Origin of the sequence: uncultured Pontibacter sp. (assembly GCF_947495565.1) — a bacterium.
Taxonomy (GTDB): domain Bacteria; phylum Bacteroidota; class Bacteroidia; order Cytophagales; family Hymenobacteraceae; genus Pontibacter.
Map to the genome: position 1 here is coordinate 1 of NZ_CANLZM010000025.1, position 17323 is coordinate 17323.

General features: G+C 45.7%; 16 protein-coding genes. 5 read left to right on the top strand and 11 right to left on the bottom strand.

Annotation, left to right across the window (positions count from 1 at the left end):
- Positions 1 to 50: 50 nt before the first annotated feature.
- The 3 genes from Q1B04_RS20085 to Q1B04_RS19560 form a co-directional block, all read right to left on the bottom strand.
- A complete protein-coding gene (locus tag Q1B04_RS20085; RefSeq protein WP_366524744.1) occupies positions 51 to 266 on the bottom strand; it encodes a hypothetical protein in 216 nt (71 codons plus the stop codon).
- Positions 267 to 333: 67 nt separating this feature from the next.
- Positions 334 to 1665: an NHL repeat-containing protein gene (locus Q1B04_RS19555; RefSeq protein ID WP_299762541.1), complete on the bottom strand. Its 1332-nt coding sequence runs from the start codon at positions 1663 to 1665 to the stop codon at positions 334 to 336.
- 272 nt (positions 1666 to 1937) lie between these two features.
- On the bottom strand, positions 1938 to 3224 hold the full coding sequence (locus tag Q1B04_RS19560) for a citrate synthase (RefSeq protein ID WP_299762544.1): 1287 nt from the start codon (positions 3222 to 3224) through the stop codon (positions 1938 to 1940).
- A gap of 370 nt (positions 3225 to 3594) precedes the next feature.
- Here Q1B04_RS19560 and Q1B04_RS19565 point away from each other — a divergent pair, with 370 nt between their 5' ends.
- Positions 3595 to 4050 (top strand): DUF4268 domain-containing protein, encoded by a 456-nt coding sequence (locus Q1B04_RS19565; RefSeq protein WP_299762548.1) that lies wholly within the window; start codon positions 3595 to 3597, stop codon positions 4048 to 4050.
- Between the two features lie 5 nt (positions 4051 to 4055).
- Here Q1B04_RS19565 and Q1B04_RS19570 read toward each other — a convergent pair whose 3' ends face one another.
- The 4 genes from Q1B04_RS19570 to Q1B04_RS19585 all read right to left on the bottom strand — a co-directional run bounded on the left by Q1B04_RS19570 (position 4056) and on the right by Q1B04_RS19585 (position 6794).
- Positions 4056 to 4364: a hypothetical protein gene (locus Q1B04_RS19570; protein WP_299762551.1), complete on the bottom strand. Its 309-nt coding sequence runs from the start codon at positions 4362 to 4364 to the stop codon at positions 4056 to 4058.
- 68 nt (positions 4365 to 4432) lie between these two features.
- Positions 4433 to 5629 (bottom strand): MFS transporter, encoded by a 1197-nt coding sequence (locus Q1B04_RS19575; RefSeq protein WP_299762554.1) that lies wholly within the window; start codon positions 5627 to 5629, stop codon positions 4433 to 4435.
- 209 nt (positions 5630 to 5838) lie between these two features.
- A complete protein-coding gene (locus Q1B04_RS19580) occupies positions 5839 to 6273 on the bottom strand; it encodes a hypothetical protein (protein WP_299762557.1) in 435 nt (144 codons plus the stop codon).
- A gap of 53 nt (positions 6274 to 6326) precedes the next feature.
- Positions 6327 to 6794, bottom strand: coding sequence for a MaoC family dehydratase (locus Q1B04_RS19585; protein ID WP_299762560.1), 468 nt, complete (start codon positions 6792 to 6794; stop codon positions 6327 to 6329).
- 713 nt (positions 6795 to 7507) lie between these two features.
- Between Q1B04_RS19585 and Q1B04_RS19590 the strand changes: the two genes are divergently transcribed.
- The 3 genes from Q1B04_RS19590 (at position 7508) to Q1B04_RS19600 (ending at position 12544) form a co-directional block, all read left to right on the top strand.
- Positions 7508 to 9436, top strand: coding sequence for a PrkA family serine protein kinase (locus tag Q1B04_RS19590; protein ID WP_299762563.1), 1929 nt, complete (start codon positions 7508 to 7510; stop codon positions 9434 to 9436).
- A 109-nt stretch (positions 9437 to 9545) separates the two neighbouring features.
- Positions 9546 to 10811, top strand: a complete 1266-nt coding sequence (locus Q1B04_RS19595) for a YeaH/YhbH family protein (RefSeq protein WP_299762566.1) — start codon at positions 9546 to 9548, stop codon at positions 10809 to 10811.
- A 218-nt stretch (positions 10812 to 11029) separates the two neighbouring features.
- Positions 11030 to 12544, top strand: coding sequence for a SpoVR family protein (locus tag Q1B04_RS19600; RefSeq protein ID WP_299762569.1), 1515 nt, complete (start codon positions 11030 to 11032; stop codon positions 12542 to 12544).
- 252 nt (positions 12545 to 12796) lie between these two features.
- Here Q1B04_RS19600 and Q1B04_RS19605 read toward each other — a convergent pair whose 3' ends face one another.
- From Q1B04_RS19605 to Q1B04_RS19615, 3 genes are read right to left on the bottom strand one after another with little or no spacing between them, the layout of a single operon-like run.
- A complete protein-coding gene (locus tag Q1B04_RS19605; RefSeq protein ID WP_299762572.1) occupies positions 12797 to 13513 on the bottom strand; it encodes a hypothetical protein in 717 nt (238 codons plus the stop codon).
- A gap of 3 nt (positions 13514 to 13516) precedes the next feature.
- Positions 13517 to 14716, bottom strand: a complete 1200-nt coding sequence (locus tag Q1B04_RS19610) for a hypothetical protein (protein ID WP_299762575.1) — start codon at positions 14714 to 14716, stop codon at positions 13517 to 13519.
- 51 nt (positions 14717 to 14767) lie between these two features.
- Positions 14768 to 15361: a hypothetical protein gene (locus Q1B04_RS19615; protein ID WP_299762578.1), complete on the bottom strand. Its 594-nt coding sequence runs from the start codon at positions 15359 to 15361 to the stop codon at positions 14768 to 14770.
- 65 nt (positions 15362 to 15426) lie between these two features.
- Between Q1B04_RS19615 and Q1B04_RS19620 the strand changes: the two genes are divergently transcribed.
- Positions 15427 to 16353 carry an aldo/keto reductase gene (locus Q1B04_RS19620; protein ID WP_299762581.1) on the top strand — a complete coding sequence of 309 codons (927 nt, stop codon included), beginning with the start codon at positions 15427 to 15429 and terminating at the stop codon, positions 16351 to 16353.
- 404 nt (positions 16354 to 16757) lie between these two features.
- Here the strand turns inward: Q1B04_RS19620 and Q1B04_RS19625 are convergent, their stop codons facing one another.
- Positions 16758 to 17069, bottom strand: a complete 312-nt coding sequence (locus Q1B04_RS19625; RefSeq protein WP_299762585.1) for a hypothetical protein — start codon at positions 17067 to 17069, stop codon at positions 16758 to 16760.
- Between the last annotated feature and the right edge of the window lie 254 nt (positions 17070 to 17323).

Below are 17323 nucleotides of genomic sequence, written 5' to 3' on the forward strand. Positions count from 1 at the left end.
GGTCTTGCAAGGGATACAGTGTAGATACGCAGAAGCGTTAGCCGGAGAAATCAATAGTTAATATAGGGGGAATTTGAAACAACGTGAACATTGCCTTTATTATCCAATGTCAAATCACTCTTGGAAGCAATGGTATTATTATTTTTTAAGGGCTTACCGAACTGTTGAATGAAGTTACCCTGTGCATCAAATTTCTGGACTCTACTTCCGTTGTAATCAAGTACATAGAGTGTTCCAACTTTATCAACGGCTAAAGCTACGGGCATCCACAGTTGGCCCTGGGCATAACCCGAACTCCCGATTACACCAGCATACTTTCCTTTAGAATCAATTTTATGTAAGGTTTTTAGTTATATCTGCCACATAAATGTTGCCGCTGGCATCGACTGCTAAATCAGTGAAGTTGTTAATATCCGAATCAGGGCCAAGGTCTGTGAAAGCAGCTAACATGTTTCCATTTTGGTCAAGCTTATAAACAAACGCTGTGTCTCCAGATATCCCGGGGCTCCTCAAGGCATAAATATTATTAAATACATCTGATGTAATAGACTTCGGATATTCAATATAAATATTGGGCGAGTTAATGCTGTAATGTCCCTTCTGGCCAAAATTCATAGTGAATTCCCCCCATTGATTAAACTTAGAGATCGTCCCTGTCTCATCTAACAAATATACATTGTTGTTTCCGTCTATAGTAAGATCTACATTCTGCCAATTATTACCCCACTGGTAGGAACCGGTAAGTCCTCTGTCATAGATAGATATCGTACCAGCACCCTGATCCCCTTTGTCAGCCAGTATGATGTCACCTAAGGGTGTGACGGCAATGCTGTTTTTTTCCCCTATTCGATGCAGGTAACCTTCTACGTGTTTTATAGAATACTCCAGATCTCCATCCAAAGTATAAATATTAAAGGACTTGATAGTTTCGTCAGAAACAAATACATATCCTTCAACTTTATCTACTGCTAGTTTCCAAGGATTATCAAGTTTTGAAGTTTCGGAAAGTTCATTTCCAAACTCAATTAGCTTTATACCAGCCGGAGAGTACTTGACTACTTTATTTTCAGGATTATGCAAGAGGTACAGGTTATCATGCCTGTCAAAATCTATACTTAAGGGTGCATCAAGATAATTGCCTGTAGTTTGGTCTAGGGGAATTACCTGCAAGAGCTTACCTGTTTTGTCAAATCGTTGAATGCGTCTGTTTCCGCTATCTGCTACATAAATTTCATCCTTTGAGTTGATAGCTATGCTTTCGGGAAACATAAACTTACCAGATGCATCACCTATGGACCCAAACTCAAGCATAAGCTTGCCTTCAGGGCTGAATTTAGCCACTTTAGAATAAGTATAGCTAACCACAAACAGATTATCATATTGGTCAAGGGCAATATCATATGTGCCGTAGTTTTCTCTGTTAAGTTCATGAGGAACATAGGTTATATCCTCTATTCCTAAGAACTCATGGTAATGGAATTTTTTAACCTTTCCTCTATCCACAAAGTAAACATTTCCCTGGCTGTCTACTGCCACATCTTCTGGCTCGTCTACCTTAACGCCGACTCTGTTATTTAAAACAAACCCGGGTATAGAGCTTTGGGCAAAAGTGATTTCCGTTAAAAATAGTAAAAGTAGTACGGCTAAGCGTAAAGCTGTTCTCATAGGCTAAAAGTGAACGGTTGTGAAATAAGTATAGGTTGTTCAGTAACAGGGTCTAAAGGTATACATTTTGATCAAAATATATAGCTGCGGCTATTTGAAAAATTAGAGTAAAAGCAGGATGCTAGGAACAAAAAAAGCAGTCTTTATACTTCAAAAAGTATAAAGACTGCTGCTAAAGTATAGCGCTTATAAAGTATAGCGGGCGGGGCAGAGGCAAAAGAAAAAGGCTGACCCGAAGATCAGCCTTTTTTATAATTACACATTTTGCGGGATTAGCGCTTCTCAACCGGAACGTAATCACGCTCAGTGGCACCGGTGTAAACCTGGCGCGGACGGCCGATTGGCTCTTTGTTCTCACGCATTTCTTTCCACTGGGCAATCCAACCTGGCAGACGGCCTAAGGCAAACATTACCGTAAACATGTCTGTCGGGATGCCGATGGCGCGGTAGATAATACCTGAGTAGAAGTCTACGTTCGGGTACAGCTTACGCTCCACGAAATACGGATCGTTCAGGGCAGCCTCTTCCAGTTCCTTAGCGATGTCCAGAATCGGGTCGTTGATGCCAAGGGCAGTCAACACTTCGTCAGCAGCTTTCTTGATGATTTTGGCGCGCGGGTCAAAGTTTTTATACACGCGGTGTCCGAAGCCCATCAGGCGGAAAGGATCGTCTTTGTCTTTTGCTTTCGCGATAAACTTCTTAGAATCGCCACCGTCTGCTTTAATCTGCTCAAGCATCTCAATAACAGCTTGGTTGGCTCCACCGTGCAGCGGTCCCCAAAGCGCGCTGATACCGGCAGAAACAGAAGAGTAAAGGCTAGCGTTAGCTGAACCTACCAAACGCACAGTAGAGGTAGAGCAGTTTTGCTCGTGGTCGGCGTGCAGGATAAGCAGCTTGTTCAGGGCGTCTACTACCACAGGGTTGATCTCGTAATCCTCAGTCGGGTACGCGAACATCATGTGCAGGAAGTTAGAGCAATAATCCAGCTTGTTCTTAGGATAGTTTACCGGATGGCCGATAGAGTTTTTATAAGACCAGGCAGCGATAGTGGAGATTTTGGCCATCAAACGAATGATAGACAGGTCCAGCTCCTCTTTAGACTGGTTCGGGTTAAGCGACTCCGGATAAAACGCAGTAAGCGAGCTTACCAACGCAGACAGAATTCCCATTGGGTGTGCAGCAGAAGGGAAACCGTCCAGAATTTTACGCATATCTTCGTTCACCAAAGTATGCATTCTTATTTTGCCGCTGAAATCTTCCAGCTCCTGTGCAGTCGGGAGTGATCCGTAAATCAGCAGGTAAGCCACTTCAATAAAGTTCGACTTTTCTGCTAACTGCTCAATAGGGTAGCCTCTGTAGGCCAGGATACCTTTTTCACCATCTAAAAAAGTGATGGCGCTGGTTGTGGCACCTGTGTTCTTATAGCCTGAGTCTAGGGTAATATATCCTGACTGAGCACGCAGAGAAGAAATGTCGATAGCTTTTTCATTCTCAGTACCCTCTACTACAGGCATTTGGTAAGATTTACCCTCTAAAATTATTTCAGCAAATTCTGACATGTGTATTAGCTTTAATGTCCGTTGTTGTGTCTCTTGATAAAGCGAAATTAGGTAAAAATGTTATAAAATGAAATGCACCTTTAGCATTATATCACTATTTTACAATGTAAGGTCGCATCTGCCCATAATACCCAACTCCTTAAAGTGTGTTTGATGGAAAATGTTTCATTTTCTGAAGCATTTAGGTTGCTATTTTTAAATTAGTGTGGTTTAACATCAAATACCTCTATCATTTTTCAGTTTATTGGATTGTCTTTAGCAAAGGTGTGCTAGGCTTTTTGTAGTAAGTTATACTTTAAAAGTTGATGTGGTAGCGAGTAGGCAGCTGATTGTTGTGGTTTTGAAAAGGTAATTTGGCTATTTTTGTAGCATGTACACCCGTGAGCAGGCATCGCAATTACGACAGCATTTCTGGACAACGTTTGGCCAATATCTTTCCCCGCAGCTTTCTGCCGAAGGCTGTAAGGTGAACTGGCTGAACTATAAAACAGGAGTGAAAGACGTATACTTTAGAATGAATGCTGATAACCGGCGCGGCTATATCTCTATAGAGTTGGCACACCCAGACACTGAACTGCAGGAGTTGGTGTTTGATCAGTTTATGGAGCATAAAACCATGCTGCACGAGGCGTTAGGGGAGGAGTGGCAGTGGCTGCTGCACACCTCTGATGAGTCGGGGCGTGTTGTCAGCCGCATCTATAAGGAAATTGCGCCGGTTAATGTGTTTAACAAAGACGACTGGCCGGCGCTTATCTCTTTTCTGAAGCCTCGTATTATTGCCCTGGACGATTTTTGGAGTACAGCCAAGTATAGCTTTGAGGGGTAAGCTTATTACCAGGTTGTATCGTCGTTAGCGCTCGTAAATCCTAGCCCAGGACGGAAACGGGAGCCTCTGCCATGCAGGTGATCCCACATGTCTGCTTCCATTTTAAGTTTATCTAAACGTATAAACTCTGCCCAGCGCTCTTTATCATCCTCCCCAAATTCTGCAATAAGTTCCTGCAGGTGTATGCTGCTTTCCTGCTGCTGCGCCACCAGGTGCGGGTTTGTGCGCAACATATGCTCTATCTTGATCCGGAAGTATGTGTTCAATTCTTTGTAACGCGTTTCGTCCCAGTTTTCCAGGTGTGGGTTCTCCATTGTATCAGGTTTTATGTTAGCTTAATTTTAAGAGTATACCCCTAAACGGTTCAGGAGTTTGGGTTGGGTCAGGCGCTTTTTCTCACCTTACCAGAATAAAGCAGATGCACAGCCAATGCCAAAGAAGAAAAGACAAGCCCAACCAAAACTACTCCGTTCCAGCGCCACAGCTGCCAGGCTTGGCTAGCAAGTATGGTGCCCGTAGCTCCGCCAATAAAGTATGTAAACATGTATACCGTGTTTAACCGGTTTCTGGCTTCGGGGTTAAGCGCGAAGATTTGGGTTTGGTTTGAGATGTGTGAGCCCTGCAAGCCAAGGTCGAGCAGAATAACACCAACAACCAAACCTATGATGCTGTAGCTGAAGTAGCCAAACACAATATAGGATATGATGATCATGACCAAGGTGAACAGCTGAATGTAGCGCGTATCAAACCTATCGCTTAGCCTGCCCATAACAGAGGCCATAATTGCACCGCCTGCCCCCACCAATCCGAAAGCTCCTGCCACATCGCTGCCAGCAAAGAAAGGCGGGCCCTCCAGCAGAAAAACAAGGGTAGTCCAGAAGCCACCAAAGCAGGCAAAGGAAAGCGCTCCGCGTGCCGCAGCAAGCCGTAACACGGGTTCAGTTCGGAACAAGTGCACCAGCGATTTCATCAGGCTTTTATAGGTGCCCTTAAACTGCGGCTGAACTTCCGGAAGCAGAAAATAAATAGCTATCCATAACAGCAGCATCAGTCCTGCAGCAATGAGAAACATGGCGCGCCAACCCAAATGCTCGCCCACAAAACCGCTCAGCGTGCGCGAGAAAAGTATACCTACCAGCAACCCGCTCATGACAGTGCCTACCGCTTTGCCGCGCTCCTCCGCCTTGGCCAGGTGGGCGGCCATGGGTACAAAAAGCTGCGGCACCACCGAAGTAGCCCCAATCAGCAGGCTAGCCACCATCAATGTATAAATATTATTAGAGAAGGCAGCCAATAGTAACGATAGGATGATCAGCACAAAATCGTACAGGATCAGGCGCTTCCGCCGCAGCATATCACCAAGCGGAATGATAAACAGCAGGCCAATGGCATACCCTGCCTGCGTCAGCATGGCCACTAGACCAGCCTGAGATTTCGCCACCTGAAAAGTATCAGCGATTTTAACCAGGAGCGGCTGGTTATAGTAGTTGTTGGCCACCACCATGCCAGAGGCGACGGTCATAAGCCAAAGGGTGGAGCGGGTGAGCAGCGGTTCGGCAGTAGTAGAATTGGCTGGCATTGTTGCAGAGGGAGCAGGTTATACTTTGATGTGCTTAAAAACAGTAGCAACAACTGTATAATACGGATGTTGCTAATGCTTGCTTTCGGTTTAGATGATCATGTAAGCGGAACAAGTATACTATTGCCGGTAAATCGGGTGCAGCGCCAGTTAGAAGTATGGCAGGAGCATGTAATTTCTATATAAGCATCAAATGCAAGCGGGTTACTTTACGGAATATTGTCAGGACCGCTTTGGCTGGTGCCCGGCGGGTTAAAAAGGCCCCATTCATCCCATACATAGTTCCAGGGGTCAAAGCCGGCTACCCACTCCACAAAAAGCACACGGTACTCCTCAATCGCCTTCCGGAGCAAAGGCAGGTAAGTGGTGTCCTTAAACCCGTACATGTCCAAGGCTGTGCAGTTTGTTAGCAGGTCGCGGGCTGCCTTCCTGATGAGCACGGCATTTTCCATTTGCGTATCGTAAAGGTCAGCTCCTAAAGCGCTTGTCACGTTTACCATAAGCTGGGCGGCATCTTGCAGCATAAACTCACGCAGGTGCTGCAGCAGCGTATCGTCTTCCGGAACTAGATCTACAATACTGGAGGTGAGGTGGTAAACCTCCTCACCTTTGCGGTATAGCGGGTGCTGATCTGGTTGTTGCATAAACTACTGCTTGTGTACAGGTAAATTTAAAACAGGGCAAGCTTTCAGGGTGCCTATTCGTTGAAGTGGTATAGAAACGTAATAATCCCCGCAAAGGCTGGTTTTTTACTGTTTTCAATCTCCAGTGTAACCTCCAGACGTGCTTTGGCTATGCCGCGCAGGTTCTTTACCGAGAGTAATTTTGCGCGCAGGCGCACGCAGCTGTCTACTGTTACCGCCTGGTTAAAGCGTAGGCTTTCAATCTCATAGTTAACCTGCATCTTCAGGTTTTGGATAGAAGTGATCTGTGACCAGAGGTAAGGCAGCAGCGATACTGTAAGATAACCGTGAGCTATGGTCGCTCCAAAAGGTGTTTCGGTTTTAGCGCGCTCAGCATCCAGGTGAATCCACTGGTGGTCCAGGGTAGCATCAGCAAATTTAGTTATCTGCTCCTGCGTGATGGTGTGGTAATCTGAAACACCCATTTCGGTGCCTTCATACTTTGTCAGTTCTTCAAGGGTGTTAATTACTAACTGGCTCATATAGTAAGTTTTGGTTTTAAAGGAGGCGCGCATGTTTAGTTCTGTACCTGCAAGTAAAGCACAGTGGCTACAGACTGGCTATATGCCACCGTGGGATAATATACGAAACTACAATATTAAGTTAATTTAAGAAGTAACCTAAAGCTTTGTTAGCAGTGGCTTAATGCATTTTAATTAATGTATAAGGTAATTTGAGAGGATAAAAGTAGCGAATTTAGACCCAGAAATTAAATTACATATAATACATCTATTATAAAGTATAAATATTTTGAATCTTAAAAAAGATTTGGCTGTTTCTATACTAAGCATCCCATCCGATTTTAATGAGAAATCAGAGAAATATTTTAGCAAGGATGCCTAAAAATTAAACTGTACGTATTCAGTAACATAAGGCACATGGAGCGGCCTTATACGTTGTTCATAGCTCAGGTTCAGTGATTCGGGTGCTAAGCTGAAAGACAGAAGAAACCTACAGCACATGAGTTAATAGTTGGCCGGAGTCTGACGCAAAAGATCTTGCTGAATTAAATCTACAAGTATAAACACGGAAGCCAATTGCTTCCTGTTTTAAAAGGACATAAACCATATAAACCCTATTCCTTTATGATCAGATTAGTTGCTTAGCAGTAGCCCGGCTTACCTATACCAGTTGAGATACTGCTTGGTACTCTTTATGAAAAATGATTCTGACCATGTTATAAAAAACACCCGATATGAACATTTTAGAAAAGATCAAGACCAATTACAGTGCCTCCATGAATGAGATGACAGTAGCTGCCTATCTTGAGGAGTGTAAAAAGGACCCGTCGGTGTATGCCAAGCCTGCAGAAAGAATTCTGGATGCCATTGGGGAGCCGGAAATGCTAGATACCCGCCAGGACCCCGTGCTAAGCAGAATCTTCTCTAATAAGAAGATCAAGATTTATCCTGCCTTTAAGGATTTTTATGGCATGGAAAGCACCATTGAGCAGATTGTGTCATACTTCAGGCACTCAGCGCAGGGCCTGGAGGAGAAGAAGCAGATACTGTACCTGATGGGGCCTGTTGGGGGAGGTAAGAGCTCGCTGGCCGAAAAGCTGAAGCACCTGATGCAGCAACATCCTATTTATGTGCTGAAGGCAGGCGAAGAAGTGAGTCCGGTATTTGAGAGCCCGCTGGGTTTATTTGCCGACTACACCGATGAGCTGGAGGAAGAGTATAATATTCCGTCGCGCTACGTGCCGAGCTGCATGAGCCCGTGGGCCTCTAAGCGCCTGCGCGAGTTTGATGGAGACATCAACCGGTTTAAAGTGATACGGCTTTTCCCTTCCATACAGGAGCAGATCGCGATTTCTAAAACGGAGCCGGGCGATGAAAACAACCAGGATATTTCTACGCTGGTAGGTAAGGTTGATATCAGAAAGTTGGCCGAGTACCAGCAAAGCGACCCGGATGCCTACTCTTACACCGGCGGACTGTGCCTGGCTAACCAGGGTTTGCTGGAGTTTGTGGAGATGTTCAAGGCTCCGATCAAAGTACTAAATCCGCTGCTAACCGCTACACAGGAAAAGAATTACAAAGGTACCGAGCCTATTGGCGCCATTCCATTTGATGGTGTGATTCTGGCGCACTCCAACGAATCAGAGTGGGCTAAGTTTCTGAACGACAAGAAGAACGAGGCTTTCTTGGACCGAATTTACAAAGTACAGGTGCCTTACTGCCTGCGCGTGAGCGAGGAGTTTAAAATTTATGAAAAGCTGATCCGGGAAAGCTCTCTGAGAGAAGCGCCTTGCGCCCCTAAAACTATTGAGTTGCTGGCTGAGTTTGCGGTTATGTCGCGGTTAAAAGAACCGGAAAACTCCAGCATCTATTCTAAAATGCGCGTCTATAACGGCGAAACCCTGCGTGAAACAGACCCTAATGCCAAATCCATACAGGAGTACCGCGACGATGCCGGCATTAACGAGGGCATGCAAGGTATCTCTACCCGTTTTGCTTTCAAGATCTTATCCAAGGTGTTTAACTTTGATAGTGAGGAAATTGCCGCAAACCCAGTGCACTTGCTCTATGTGCTAGAGCAGGAGGTGATTAAGATGATGCTGCCCCCGGAAACCGAAACAAAGTATCTGCATCTCGTTAAGTCTGTGCTGGCCAGCAAGTATGCCGAGTTTATTTCCGACGAAATTCAGAAAGCATACATCGAATCCTATAGCTCCTACGGCCAGAACATCTTTGAAAAGTATGTGATTTACGCCGACCACTGGATGCAAAACAACGATTTCCGGGACCCTGATTCAGGTGAGATTTTCGATAGAAGCATCTTAAACGATGAATTGGAAAAAATCGAAAAGCCTGCCGGTATTGCCAACCCGAAGGATTTTCGCTCTGAGGTGACAAACTTCTTCCTGCGCTACAAGGCTAATCACTCCGGCAAAAGTCCCCGCTGGGATTCTTATGAGAAGATCAAAAACGTGATTGAGAAGAAAATCTTTACCAATACCGAAGACCTGTTGCCGGTGGTGTCTTTTACAGTTAAAAGCAACGAAGAGGACGAGAAGAAACACCGCGACTTTACCAGAAGAATGAGAGAGCGTGGCTATACTGACAAGCAGATCCGCATACTGGTAGATTGGTTTATGCGCGTTAGAAAGACAATGGCTTAAATGAGCTAGTGAGTTAAAAGTTAGAAGTTTAGAAAATGTTTTGCTGCATAGCTGACTCTGTAACTCTTTAACTCTCCAACTCCTAAACTTAATTAACCCTTCAACTCCCATGAGCCATATCATTGATAGACGAAAGAATGACAAAGGAAAGTCTACCGGCAACCGGCAGAAGTTCCTGAAGCGTGTCGAGAACCAGATCAAAAGAGCGATACCGGACATCATCGGTAAGGAGAGCATCAAGGACAGTAAATCTGGCGGAAGCGTAAAGGTGCCGGTGCGCGGATTAGATGAGCCTCATTTCAGGCACGACCCTAAAACCGGTAAAAAGCAGATCGTGAAACCCGGCAACGACAGGTTTAATGAAGGAGACCGTGTTCCAAAACCTAAAGAAGGAGGAGGCAGCGGTGGCCGGAAAGGTTCTAATGACCCAGCCGTAACAGAGGATGAATTTACTGTGGTGCTGTCGCGGGAGGAGTTTCTGAAGTACTTTTTTGATGATCTTGCCTTGCCAAACATGGTGAAGAAGCTCATGGATAGTACCGAAAGCTACCTGATGCGCCGCGCCGGCTATACCCGCGACAGTGTGCCATCGCGCCTTAATATCAAATCCAGTTATCAGCAGTCGCTGGGGCGGCAGTTGGCGCTAAAAGGCGTATTTGATAAAAAGCTGCAACTGCTGGAGGGAAAACTAGCCGGCACCAGGAAAAAGGCGGAAAAAGAAGCCTTGCAGCTGGAGATTGAAAAGGTACGCAGACAGGCCAATACCATTCCTTTTTTTGAGGACATAGACCTGCGTTACAATAATTTTGAGCGTGTGCCTGTGCCGGTTACCTCTGCCGTTATGTTCTGCATTATGGATGTGTCGGCCTCTATGGGCCAGCACGAAAAAGATATTGCCAAACGCTTTTTTACGCTCCTGTACATCTTCCTGACCCGCCAGTACAAAAATGTGGAGCTCGTGTTTATACGGCATCATACCGAAGCCAAAGAAGTAGACGAGGAAGAGTTTTTCAACTCACGCGAGAGCGGCGGTACGGTTGTGGCTCCCTCCCTGAAGCTGATGGACAAGATAATGCGGGAACGCTACGATGACAGCTGGAACATATACTGCTGCCAGGCCTCGGATGGTGATGTGTGGTCTAAACAGGATGCGCTGGAGTGTAAGAGCCTGGTGCTGGAAACCATACTTCCGAACATACAATACATGGCTTATATCGAGATCAACGACAAAAGCAGGGAAAGCGATCTCTGGAAAGCCTATAACAGGATCAGTAACGACGAAGACTTTTCGACCCGGCATGTATATGAGCCTTACGAGATATGGCCGGTATTTCAGGGCCTTTTCCGGAAACGGGGCGAAGCCGCTGCGGCCTAGGTGGTGCTACGTGAACATTAAATTAAGCTCCTTCGGATTTGCAATCCGAAAGTTTGAGCCCTGCGGATTTGTAATCCGCTTCACAATGGCGGGGGCTACTGGCAAACAGGCGGATTGCAAATCCAGAACAGTAGTAGAGGCTGGAAACAGTAGTTAAGTAATCCTGGAGACGTTGTGATACTAGAGACGTGCTACATGATACGCAAAACACCCTAGAAATGACAGATAAAGAAAGATACAAAGCGATGTTCTGTAACCCGAACTGGGATTATCAGACGCTGGAAGCGGCGGATAAGGTGATCAGCAGGATAGGAGAGGAGTACCTGAAGCTGAAAACTTATCCCAACCAAATCGAGATCGTGACTTCGGAGCAGATGCTGGATGCCTACGCGCTGACCGGCTTGCCTACCTCTTACCCGCACTGGAAATTCGGCAAGGATTTCGTCCTGAACCAGAACAACTATACCAAAGGGCGCATGGGACTATCCTACGAGCTGGTCATCAACTCCAACCCTTGCATCAGCTACAATATGGAGAACAACTCTACCTGCATGATGCTGCTGGTGATTGCCCATGCCTGCCAGGGCCATAATGCCTTTTTCGCCAACAACTACATGTTTTTAGACTGGACCTCGGCTGATTCTATCGTTGATTACATGGCCTTTGCTCGTGAGTTTATTCTCAAGTGCGAGGAGGAATATGGCGAAGAGGAAGTGGAGCGTGTGCTGGATGCAGCCCACGCCTTGATGCATCATGGAATAGACAAGTATAAAAAACCATCTAAAATATCTGCTAAAGAGGAAAATGAAAGGCTGAAAAAACTCACGCATGTGAAGCGGGAAAACTACAACGAGATCTGGAAAACCTTGCCCACTGCCACTGCATTGCCTGAGTCGCCTGCATCAGAAGAATATAAGTTTCCGCTGGAGCCTGAAGAGAATATTTTATACTTTATAGAAAAGCATGCCCCGCTGCTGCCCGACTGGAAAAGAGAGATTATCCGGATTGTGCGCAAAGTTTCGCAGTATTTTTATCCGCAGGGTGCTACAAAAGTGATGAACGAGGGCTTTGCCACTTTTACTCATTACCACATCATCAATAAACTTTTTGACGAAGGATATGTGAACGATGGCTTTATGCTGGAGTTTCTGAAAAGCCACAGCGGCGTTTTATATCAGCCGGAGTATAACAGTAAGTTTTATTCAGGCCTGAACCCTTATACTTTGGGCTTTAATATTTTTATGGATATAAAACGCATTTGCCAGGAACCGACGGAGGAGGATAAGCAGTGGTTTCCGGATCTGATTGGCAAAGACTGGCTGCAGCAGGTGCATTATGTAATGGAAAACTTTCGGGACGATAGCTTTATACTTCAGTACTTGTCTCCGAAGGTAATCCGGGATATGAAGCTGTTCACCATCGTGGACAACGAACTGGAGGACGAGTATGAAATAGGTGCTATACACAATGAGCGCGGCTACAGAAAAGTGCGGGAGCAGCTAAGCAACCAGTATGAGCGTTCGCAGCTTGTGCCTAACATACAGGTTACAAAAGTAGAACTGCATAAAACCAGCAAACTGTACCTGACGCACTACATCCAAAAAGACCGCCGCCTGGAGGCTGCCAGCGCGAAAGATACACTGGAGCATATCCGTTACCTCTGGGGTTTTCCGGTGGAGCTTCAGTCTAAGAACAAGCTAGGCATAAACGAAAGCACCTATGAGATGAAGTAAGTGCCTTATACTGATTAGAAATGATAAGTATGCATACTTATCATTTCTAATCAAAAAGAAATTTCCCTCCTTGGAGGGGCAGGGGTGGGTTTCTCATGCTGCGCCTGTAAAGGCATTCTTAAAAACCTGGAAGCTATTAAACATCAGTAATAGCTTCAATAAGAATCGAAGAAGCAACTGCTGCTAAAGTATAGTTCTGGCTCTCCGAGTTAATAAGATTATAAAATGCCAAACCTGTTCAGCATCATGCGTTTAGTTGAATACAGGCACTGAAACTGTAAGGTTGAGGCGCAGGCCACTCCAGCCTGGCTCCAGCTTATCACTATTGCTGTTGCGCACCAGGTATTGCTTTTTCTCGCCGGGCACGTGAAAAGCCTGGCTGGCGCTGGCCATATATCCCACAGTTAATTTTAGAGGCAAGTTAAAAGCCGGATACTGCAGCCCCATGTATGGTTTAAGCCCGATGCCTTTCGAGTTAAATTTGTCTTCATCTGTTTCTGTAGCGTCATAAAGTCGGGCATAGGTTTCAGTTTTTAGCTGGCTTAAAAAGACGTTCAGCTCTACGCCTGCCACAAACTCTAAATTACTTGTTGCAATAGCATTATGCGTGTAGATCATGGCGCCTATGGCATTATAATGTACGGGAGTATCAAACAGGAGCTCTCCGGAGTAATCCTCATAAGCTACGCGCCCACCGGTAGAACCTCTTTCCAGTAGCAACCCTATAGCTGTATTTTCGTCCATCTCCTTCACAACCCCTAAACCGAACTGGATGTATGGATTATAAGTATCCACAGCTTTTGAGCTTACGCCGGAGTTTGAAATAACTGTCTGCTGAAGCTCTTTCAGGGAGGACATCCGGAAGGTGCCAAACCCTAATCTGGGCTCCAGGTAAATTTTAGATTGAGCTGCGGCTGTGCCGCCAAATAACAGGAATGCTGCCAGCAGCTTTATGGTAAGGTTAAGCATGATCTAAAGCTCGGTGTATAGGTTTTGAGTATAGATGCGGTTTCTGTAAACAAAGGCTTCGGCACGAACGGCTAATTCCTGCTTCCGGACAAGCTGGCCGGTATCTATGTTGTAGACATAAAGCGTGTTGTAGTGTAAACCATACAAATAGCCGGAGCCAGGATCAACCTCGCAATCTGTTAATTCTTCTTCTGTGATGAGCGTTTGCTGCTGGGCACCGTTGGTAGTAGAGTAAAACACAATCTTTTTTTCGGGGGCTACATAATAATCCTGCCCATTGGTTATAAAAAAGAGCGGTTTTGTAGGGTGATACTTGAGGCCACGTGCCTGGTAGGCAGGAAAACTCAACTGCTGCCAAGTACCATCCGCCTGTTCGGCATAAAGTAAGTTATCGGTTTGCATAAACTTGCCTTCCGGACTTAAAGAGGCATGTTCGGCATACATATCGGCCTCCTTCTTTACAAGCACCTTATCCTGGTTCATATCAACCAAATAAGTAGCATCCTGGTAAGCGCTGCCGTCTCTGGCATAGATCAGAAGCCTATTGCTATTGCTACAGCCACGCAGGTGAATATTAGCGTAATTTCCGGCAGGTAGCAGGTCTCCCAGTGCATAGGTTTTAAGTGTTTGCAGCGTTGCAGGGTCTAGCTTATGCAGCACGTTTTCCAGCACAACGTAAAAGTACCTGCCATCTTCAGAAATGGCGTTTTGTACGTTGCCGTAGTACTGTTTATACTTTACATTCCGCTCATGCTGCACCTGTAGCGTATGGGCATCTATCACTTTAAAATACTCTTCGCCCAAAGCATAGAAGCGGTTGGTCTGCGGCCGGCGAAGCAGCGTTTTTACCTCATGCGGCCCCCATGCGGTGCCGTAGCTCTGTAAAGTAGCCTCTGCAGGCGATATGATATAATGTGATGAAAGCTGCTCCATTCTGGCTGGCTGCGCAAACAGCCTGGCATCCATATCGCCCCCAAACGCTGGTGAAGCTACTGTAAAAGTTGTGTCGCTCCAGTTGGTGATGGTAGCAGCCAAATTGTAGTTGAGGTAGAGCGTGTATTTTCCGAAATTTTTATAAAACGGGGTGGAGCTTATACTTACAACAAGTTCGTTAGCGGAATTGTATGTGCTGTGCCGGATGTGTGGCAGAGGGCTGCTAAACGGAGCCGCAGGGCTGTACACGCCGTCGTTGTGGCCGTTCATGAACACGGCTACGGTATAAGTTACCTCGCCAGCAATGTAGGTGTCATCTATTCAAAAGGTTTTATCAGGGTCTGTAATGGTGCCGCTATACTCACTGTAAAAGCCGTTGCCTGACTGGCGGATGATCAGATATCTTTCAAAGCCAGTGCCTTTGTATTTTTGCCACTCTATTCGGAGCTGCCCGTTCTCCGGTTTTATACTTGTGATGTTTACCGGCTGAGGAAGCGTGTTATCAACCTGCACTACCCAGGTGCGGTAAACTTCTATAGATTCGGCCCCATGTTTGTCGGCCAGGCTGCCTGTGCCTGAGTTGCCGATAGCGGAGAGCTGCATCGTATAAAAACCATCTCTGTAACTTTTAGTCTCAAAAAAATGGCTGCCGGAGAAAGCGCTTCCCTGGGAAAGTATGGTATTATTAAATTTGAGTTGATAGCCATGTACGATACGGCCCGGCAGCGAAACCTGAAAATTCAGCATAACGTTTCCGCGTACACGTATGGTGTCTTGATACTGGTTAAGCGTTATTTCGGCTGTAACTTCGGTTGAAGGACTTATTTCTTCATAATGGCTGCCCGAGGGGTTGTAGTCGCAGGCAAAGGAAAGGAATAAAGTTATTCCGTAAAATAAACGTATAAGTTGCTTCACAGCTAAATAGGATAAGAGTTGGTGTCGCTGCATCAAATATACAGCCAGCCATATAATTATACCTTATGTGTAATATAAAAAACAATGTATTTGCGATGAACTATACTTTACTTGGAAAATCAGGCTTGAGCATTAGCGAAATAAGCTTTGGATGCATGTCTTTGAAGGGCAGTGAGGAGGAGAATAAAAAACTGCTGCACCAGGCGCTGAACCAAGGCATCAACTTTTTCGATACGGCAGACCTGTACCAGCAGGGCCAGAACGAGGTAATGGTAGGGAAGGCTTTTAGGGGTATGCGGGAGCAAGTTGTAATCGCTACGAAAGTAGGCAACCAATTGAAGCCCGATGGCAGCGGCTGGGGCTGGAATCCGAGTAGAGCCTACATTCTGCAAGCGGTGGAGCAGAGCTTGCAGCGCCTGCAAACGGATTATATAGACCTGTACCAACTGCACGGCGGCACAATAAACGACCCGATAGATGAAACCATAGAGGCTTTTGAACTTCTGAAGCAGCAGGGCAAAATCAGGTACTACGGCATTTCGTCTATCCGCCCAAATATTATCCGGGAGTATGTCCGTCGCTCCAACATCTCCAGCGTTATGACACAGTATAGCCTACTAGATAGAAGGCCGGAGGAAGAGGTGCTGGAACTGCTGCAGCAGCATGATATCGGTGTGCTGGCGCGGGGCAGTCTGGCGCAGGGGCTGTTGGCGGGTAAAGCCCCCAAATCTTACTTAAATTATACTTCTGAAGAGGTGCAGAAAGCAGCCGAGGCAGTAAAGCAGGTGGCAACTACTGTGCGAACTTCCTCCCAAACTGCAGTGAGTTTTGCGCTGCATCACCCTGCTGTTACTGCTGCCGTGCTAGGTATCCGCACAGAAAACCAATTAACTGATGCAGTGCAAATTGCAGATGCTGCACCGCTTACAGAACATGAACTGAACACGCTAAAAGCTGCTTTGCCTGCCCACAAGTATGAGCAGCACCGGTAAAATTGAATTCAGGTAGGGGATACAAAGCGAAAAGCAGCAAATACACTATTTGCTGCTTTTCGCTTTTGACTATTCAAGTGGGGTGCTATAACTGCTTAGTCGTAGCTATTTTTTTTCTTTTCCTGCTTAGCGGCCTTCTTTTCCTTCTCGGTTTTGGCCGGCTTCTTCTTTACGTCCTTTTTTGCGTCTTTAGACTTTGCCATGGCATTAAGTTTTTAAGGTTTAGCTAAAGGTACGTTATTTCTAAACTTGTACGTAATTTAAACCCTGTCTCACTCAAAAATATTTTTTGGCTGCCCTATTTATACTTAGTTGAGAAAGCCCACCTCACTAAAATTTATACTTCGGCCAAGGCCAATTTTGAACAAAAGAGCTGAAGTGTTGCTGCCGTTTTTGTAGCCGCATTAAGAATAATGCACCTCCAGCTCCCCGGCTTGCAGGCCCAGCAGTATGCCTTGCTGCAGTATGCGGCTGTTAGGATGAGAGGAGTCGCTTAAATCTGTTTCTATGTCGCTGATGGTGTTTTGCAGCGAGTCGCCCTCAAAAAAACGGAACCAAAGCACCTTGCCCGCTTCTTCCTCTTCCTCATCATCCGACTGCACTTGGAGTTCTATGTAGCGCAGCCGCTCGAGCAGGGTGTTCAGGTCTGTGCGCTTGTCCAAAAAATCATGGAACGCTTCGCCGGCTATGGTTTTGTATTGGGGTAGTTCTGACATTGCTTTAGGTGAAGTAGAAGCTGCAAGATAAAAAGTATAAAGTATACTTCCTGGTAAGGGTCTTCTAAATAAAATCATTTATGGGTAACAGTTGTCGTGTTTCTACCTCAAATTATACTTTATAAACGGCTATACTTTCTGCTGCAGTTAAACACTACGATCTATCTTTGATAATTAACTAGAAGCTATCTCATAAATTGTTTAAGCAGAATCAGCATACAAGCCAGCAGAATAAAAGCCTTGAAGTTCTCTTC

Bases quoted from the DNA above. Each gene is read 5' to 3' on its own strand.
- Q1B04_RS20085 (WP_366524744.1), bottom strand. From the start codon at position 266: ATGCCCGTAGCTTTAGCCGTTGATAAAGTTGGAACACTCTATGTACTT.
- Q1B04_RS19555 (WP_299762541.1), bottom strand. From the start codon at position 1,665: ATGAGAACAGCTTTACGCTTAGCCGTACTACTTTTACTATTTTTAACG.
- Q1B04_RS19560 (WP_299762544.1), bottom strand. From the start codon at position 3,224: ATGTCAGAATTTGCTGAAATAATTTTAGAGGGTAAATCTTACCAAATG.
- Q1B04_RS19565 (WP_299762548.1), top strand. From the start codon at position 3,595: ATGTACACCCGTGAGCAGGCATCGCAATTACGACAGCATTTCTGGACA.
- Q1B04_RS19570 (WP_299762551.1), bottom strand. From the start codon at position 4,364: ATGGAGAACCCACACCTGGAAAACTGGGACGAAACGCGTTACAAAGAA.
- Q1B04_RS19575 (WP_299762554.1), bottom strand. From the start codon at position 5,629: ATGCCAGCCAATTCTACTACTGCCGAACCGCTGCTCACCCGCTCCACC.
- Q1B04_RS19580 (WP_299762557.1), bottom strand. From the start codon at position 6,273: ATGCAACAACCAGATCAGCACCCGCTATACCGCAAAGGTGAGGAGGTT.
- Q1B04_RS19585 (WP_299762560.1), bottom strand. From the start codon at position 6,794: ATGAGCCAGTTAGTAATTAACACCCTTGAAGAACTGACAAAGTATGAA.
- Q1B04_RS19590 (WP_299762563.1), top strand. From the start codon at position 7,508: ATGAACATTTTAGAAAAGATCAAGACCAATTACAGTGCCTCCATGAAT.
- Q1B04_RS19595 (WP_299762566.1), top strand. From the start codon at position 9,546: ATGAGCCATATCATTGATAGACGAAAGAATGACAAAGGAAAGTCTACC.
- Q1B04_RS19600 (WP_299762569.1), top strand. From the start codon at position 11,030: ATGACAGATAAAGAAAGATACAAAGCGATGTTCTGTAACCCGAACTGG.
- Q1B04_RS19605 (WP_299762572.1), bottom strand. From the start codon at position 13,513: ATGCTTAACCTTACCATAAAGCTGCTGGCAGCATTCCTGTTATTTGGC.
- Q1B04_RS19610 (WP_299762575.1), bottom strand. From the start codon at position 14,716: ATGAACGGCCACAACGACGGCGTGTACAGCCCTGCGGCTCCGTTTAGC.
- Q1B04_RS19620 (WP_299762581.1), top strand. From the start codon at position 15,427: ATGTGTAATATAAAAAACAATGTATTTGCGATGAACTATACTTTACTT.
- Q1B04_RS19625 (WP_299762585.1), bottom strand. From the start codon at position 17,069: ATGTCAGAACTACCCCAATACAAAACCATAGCCGGCGAAGCGTTCCAT.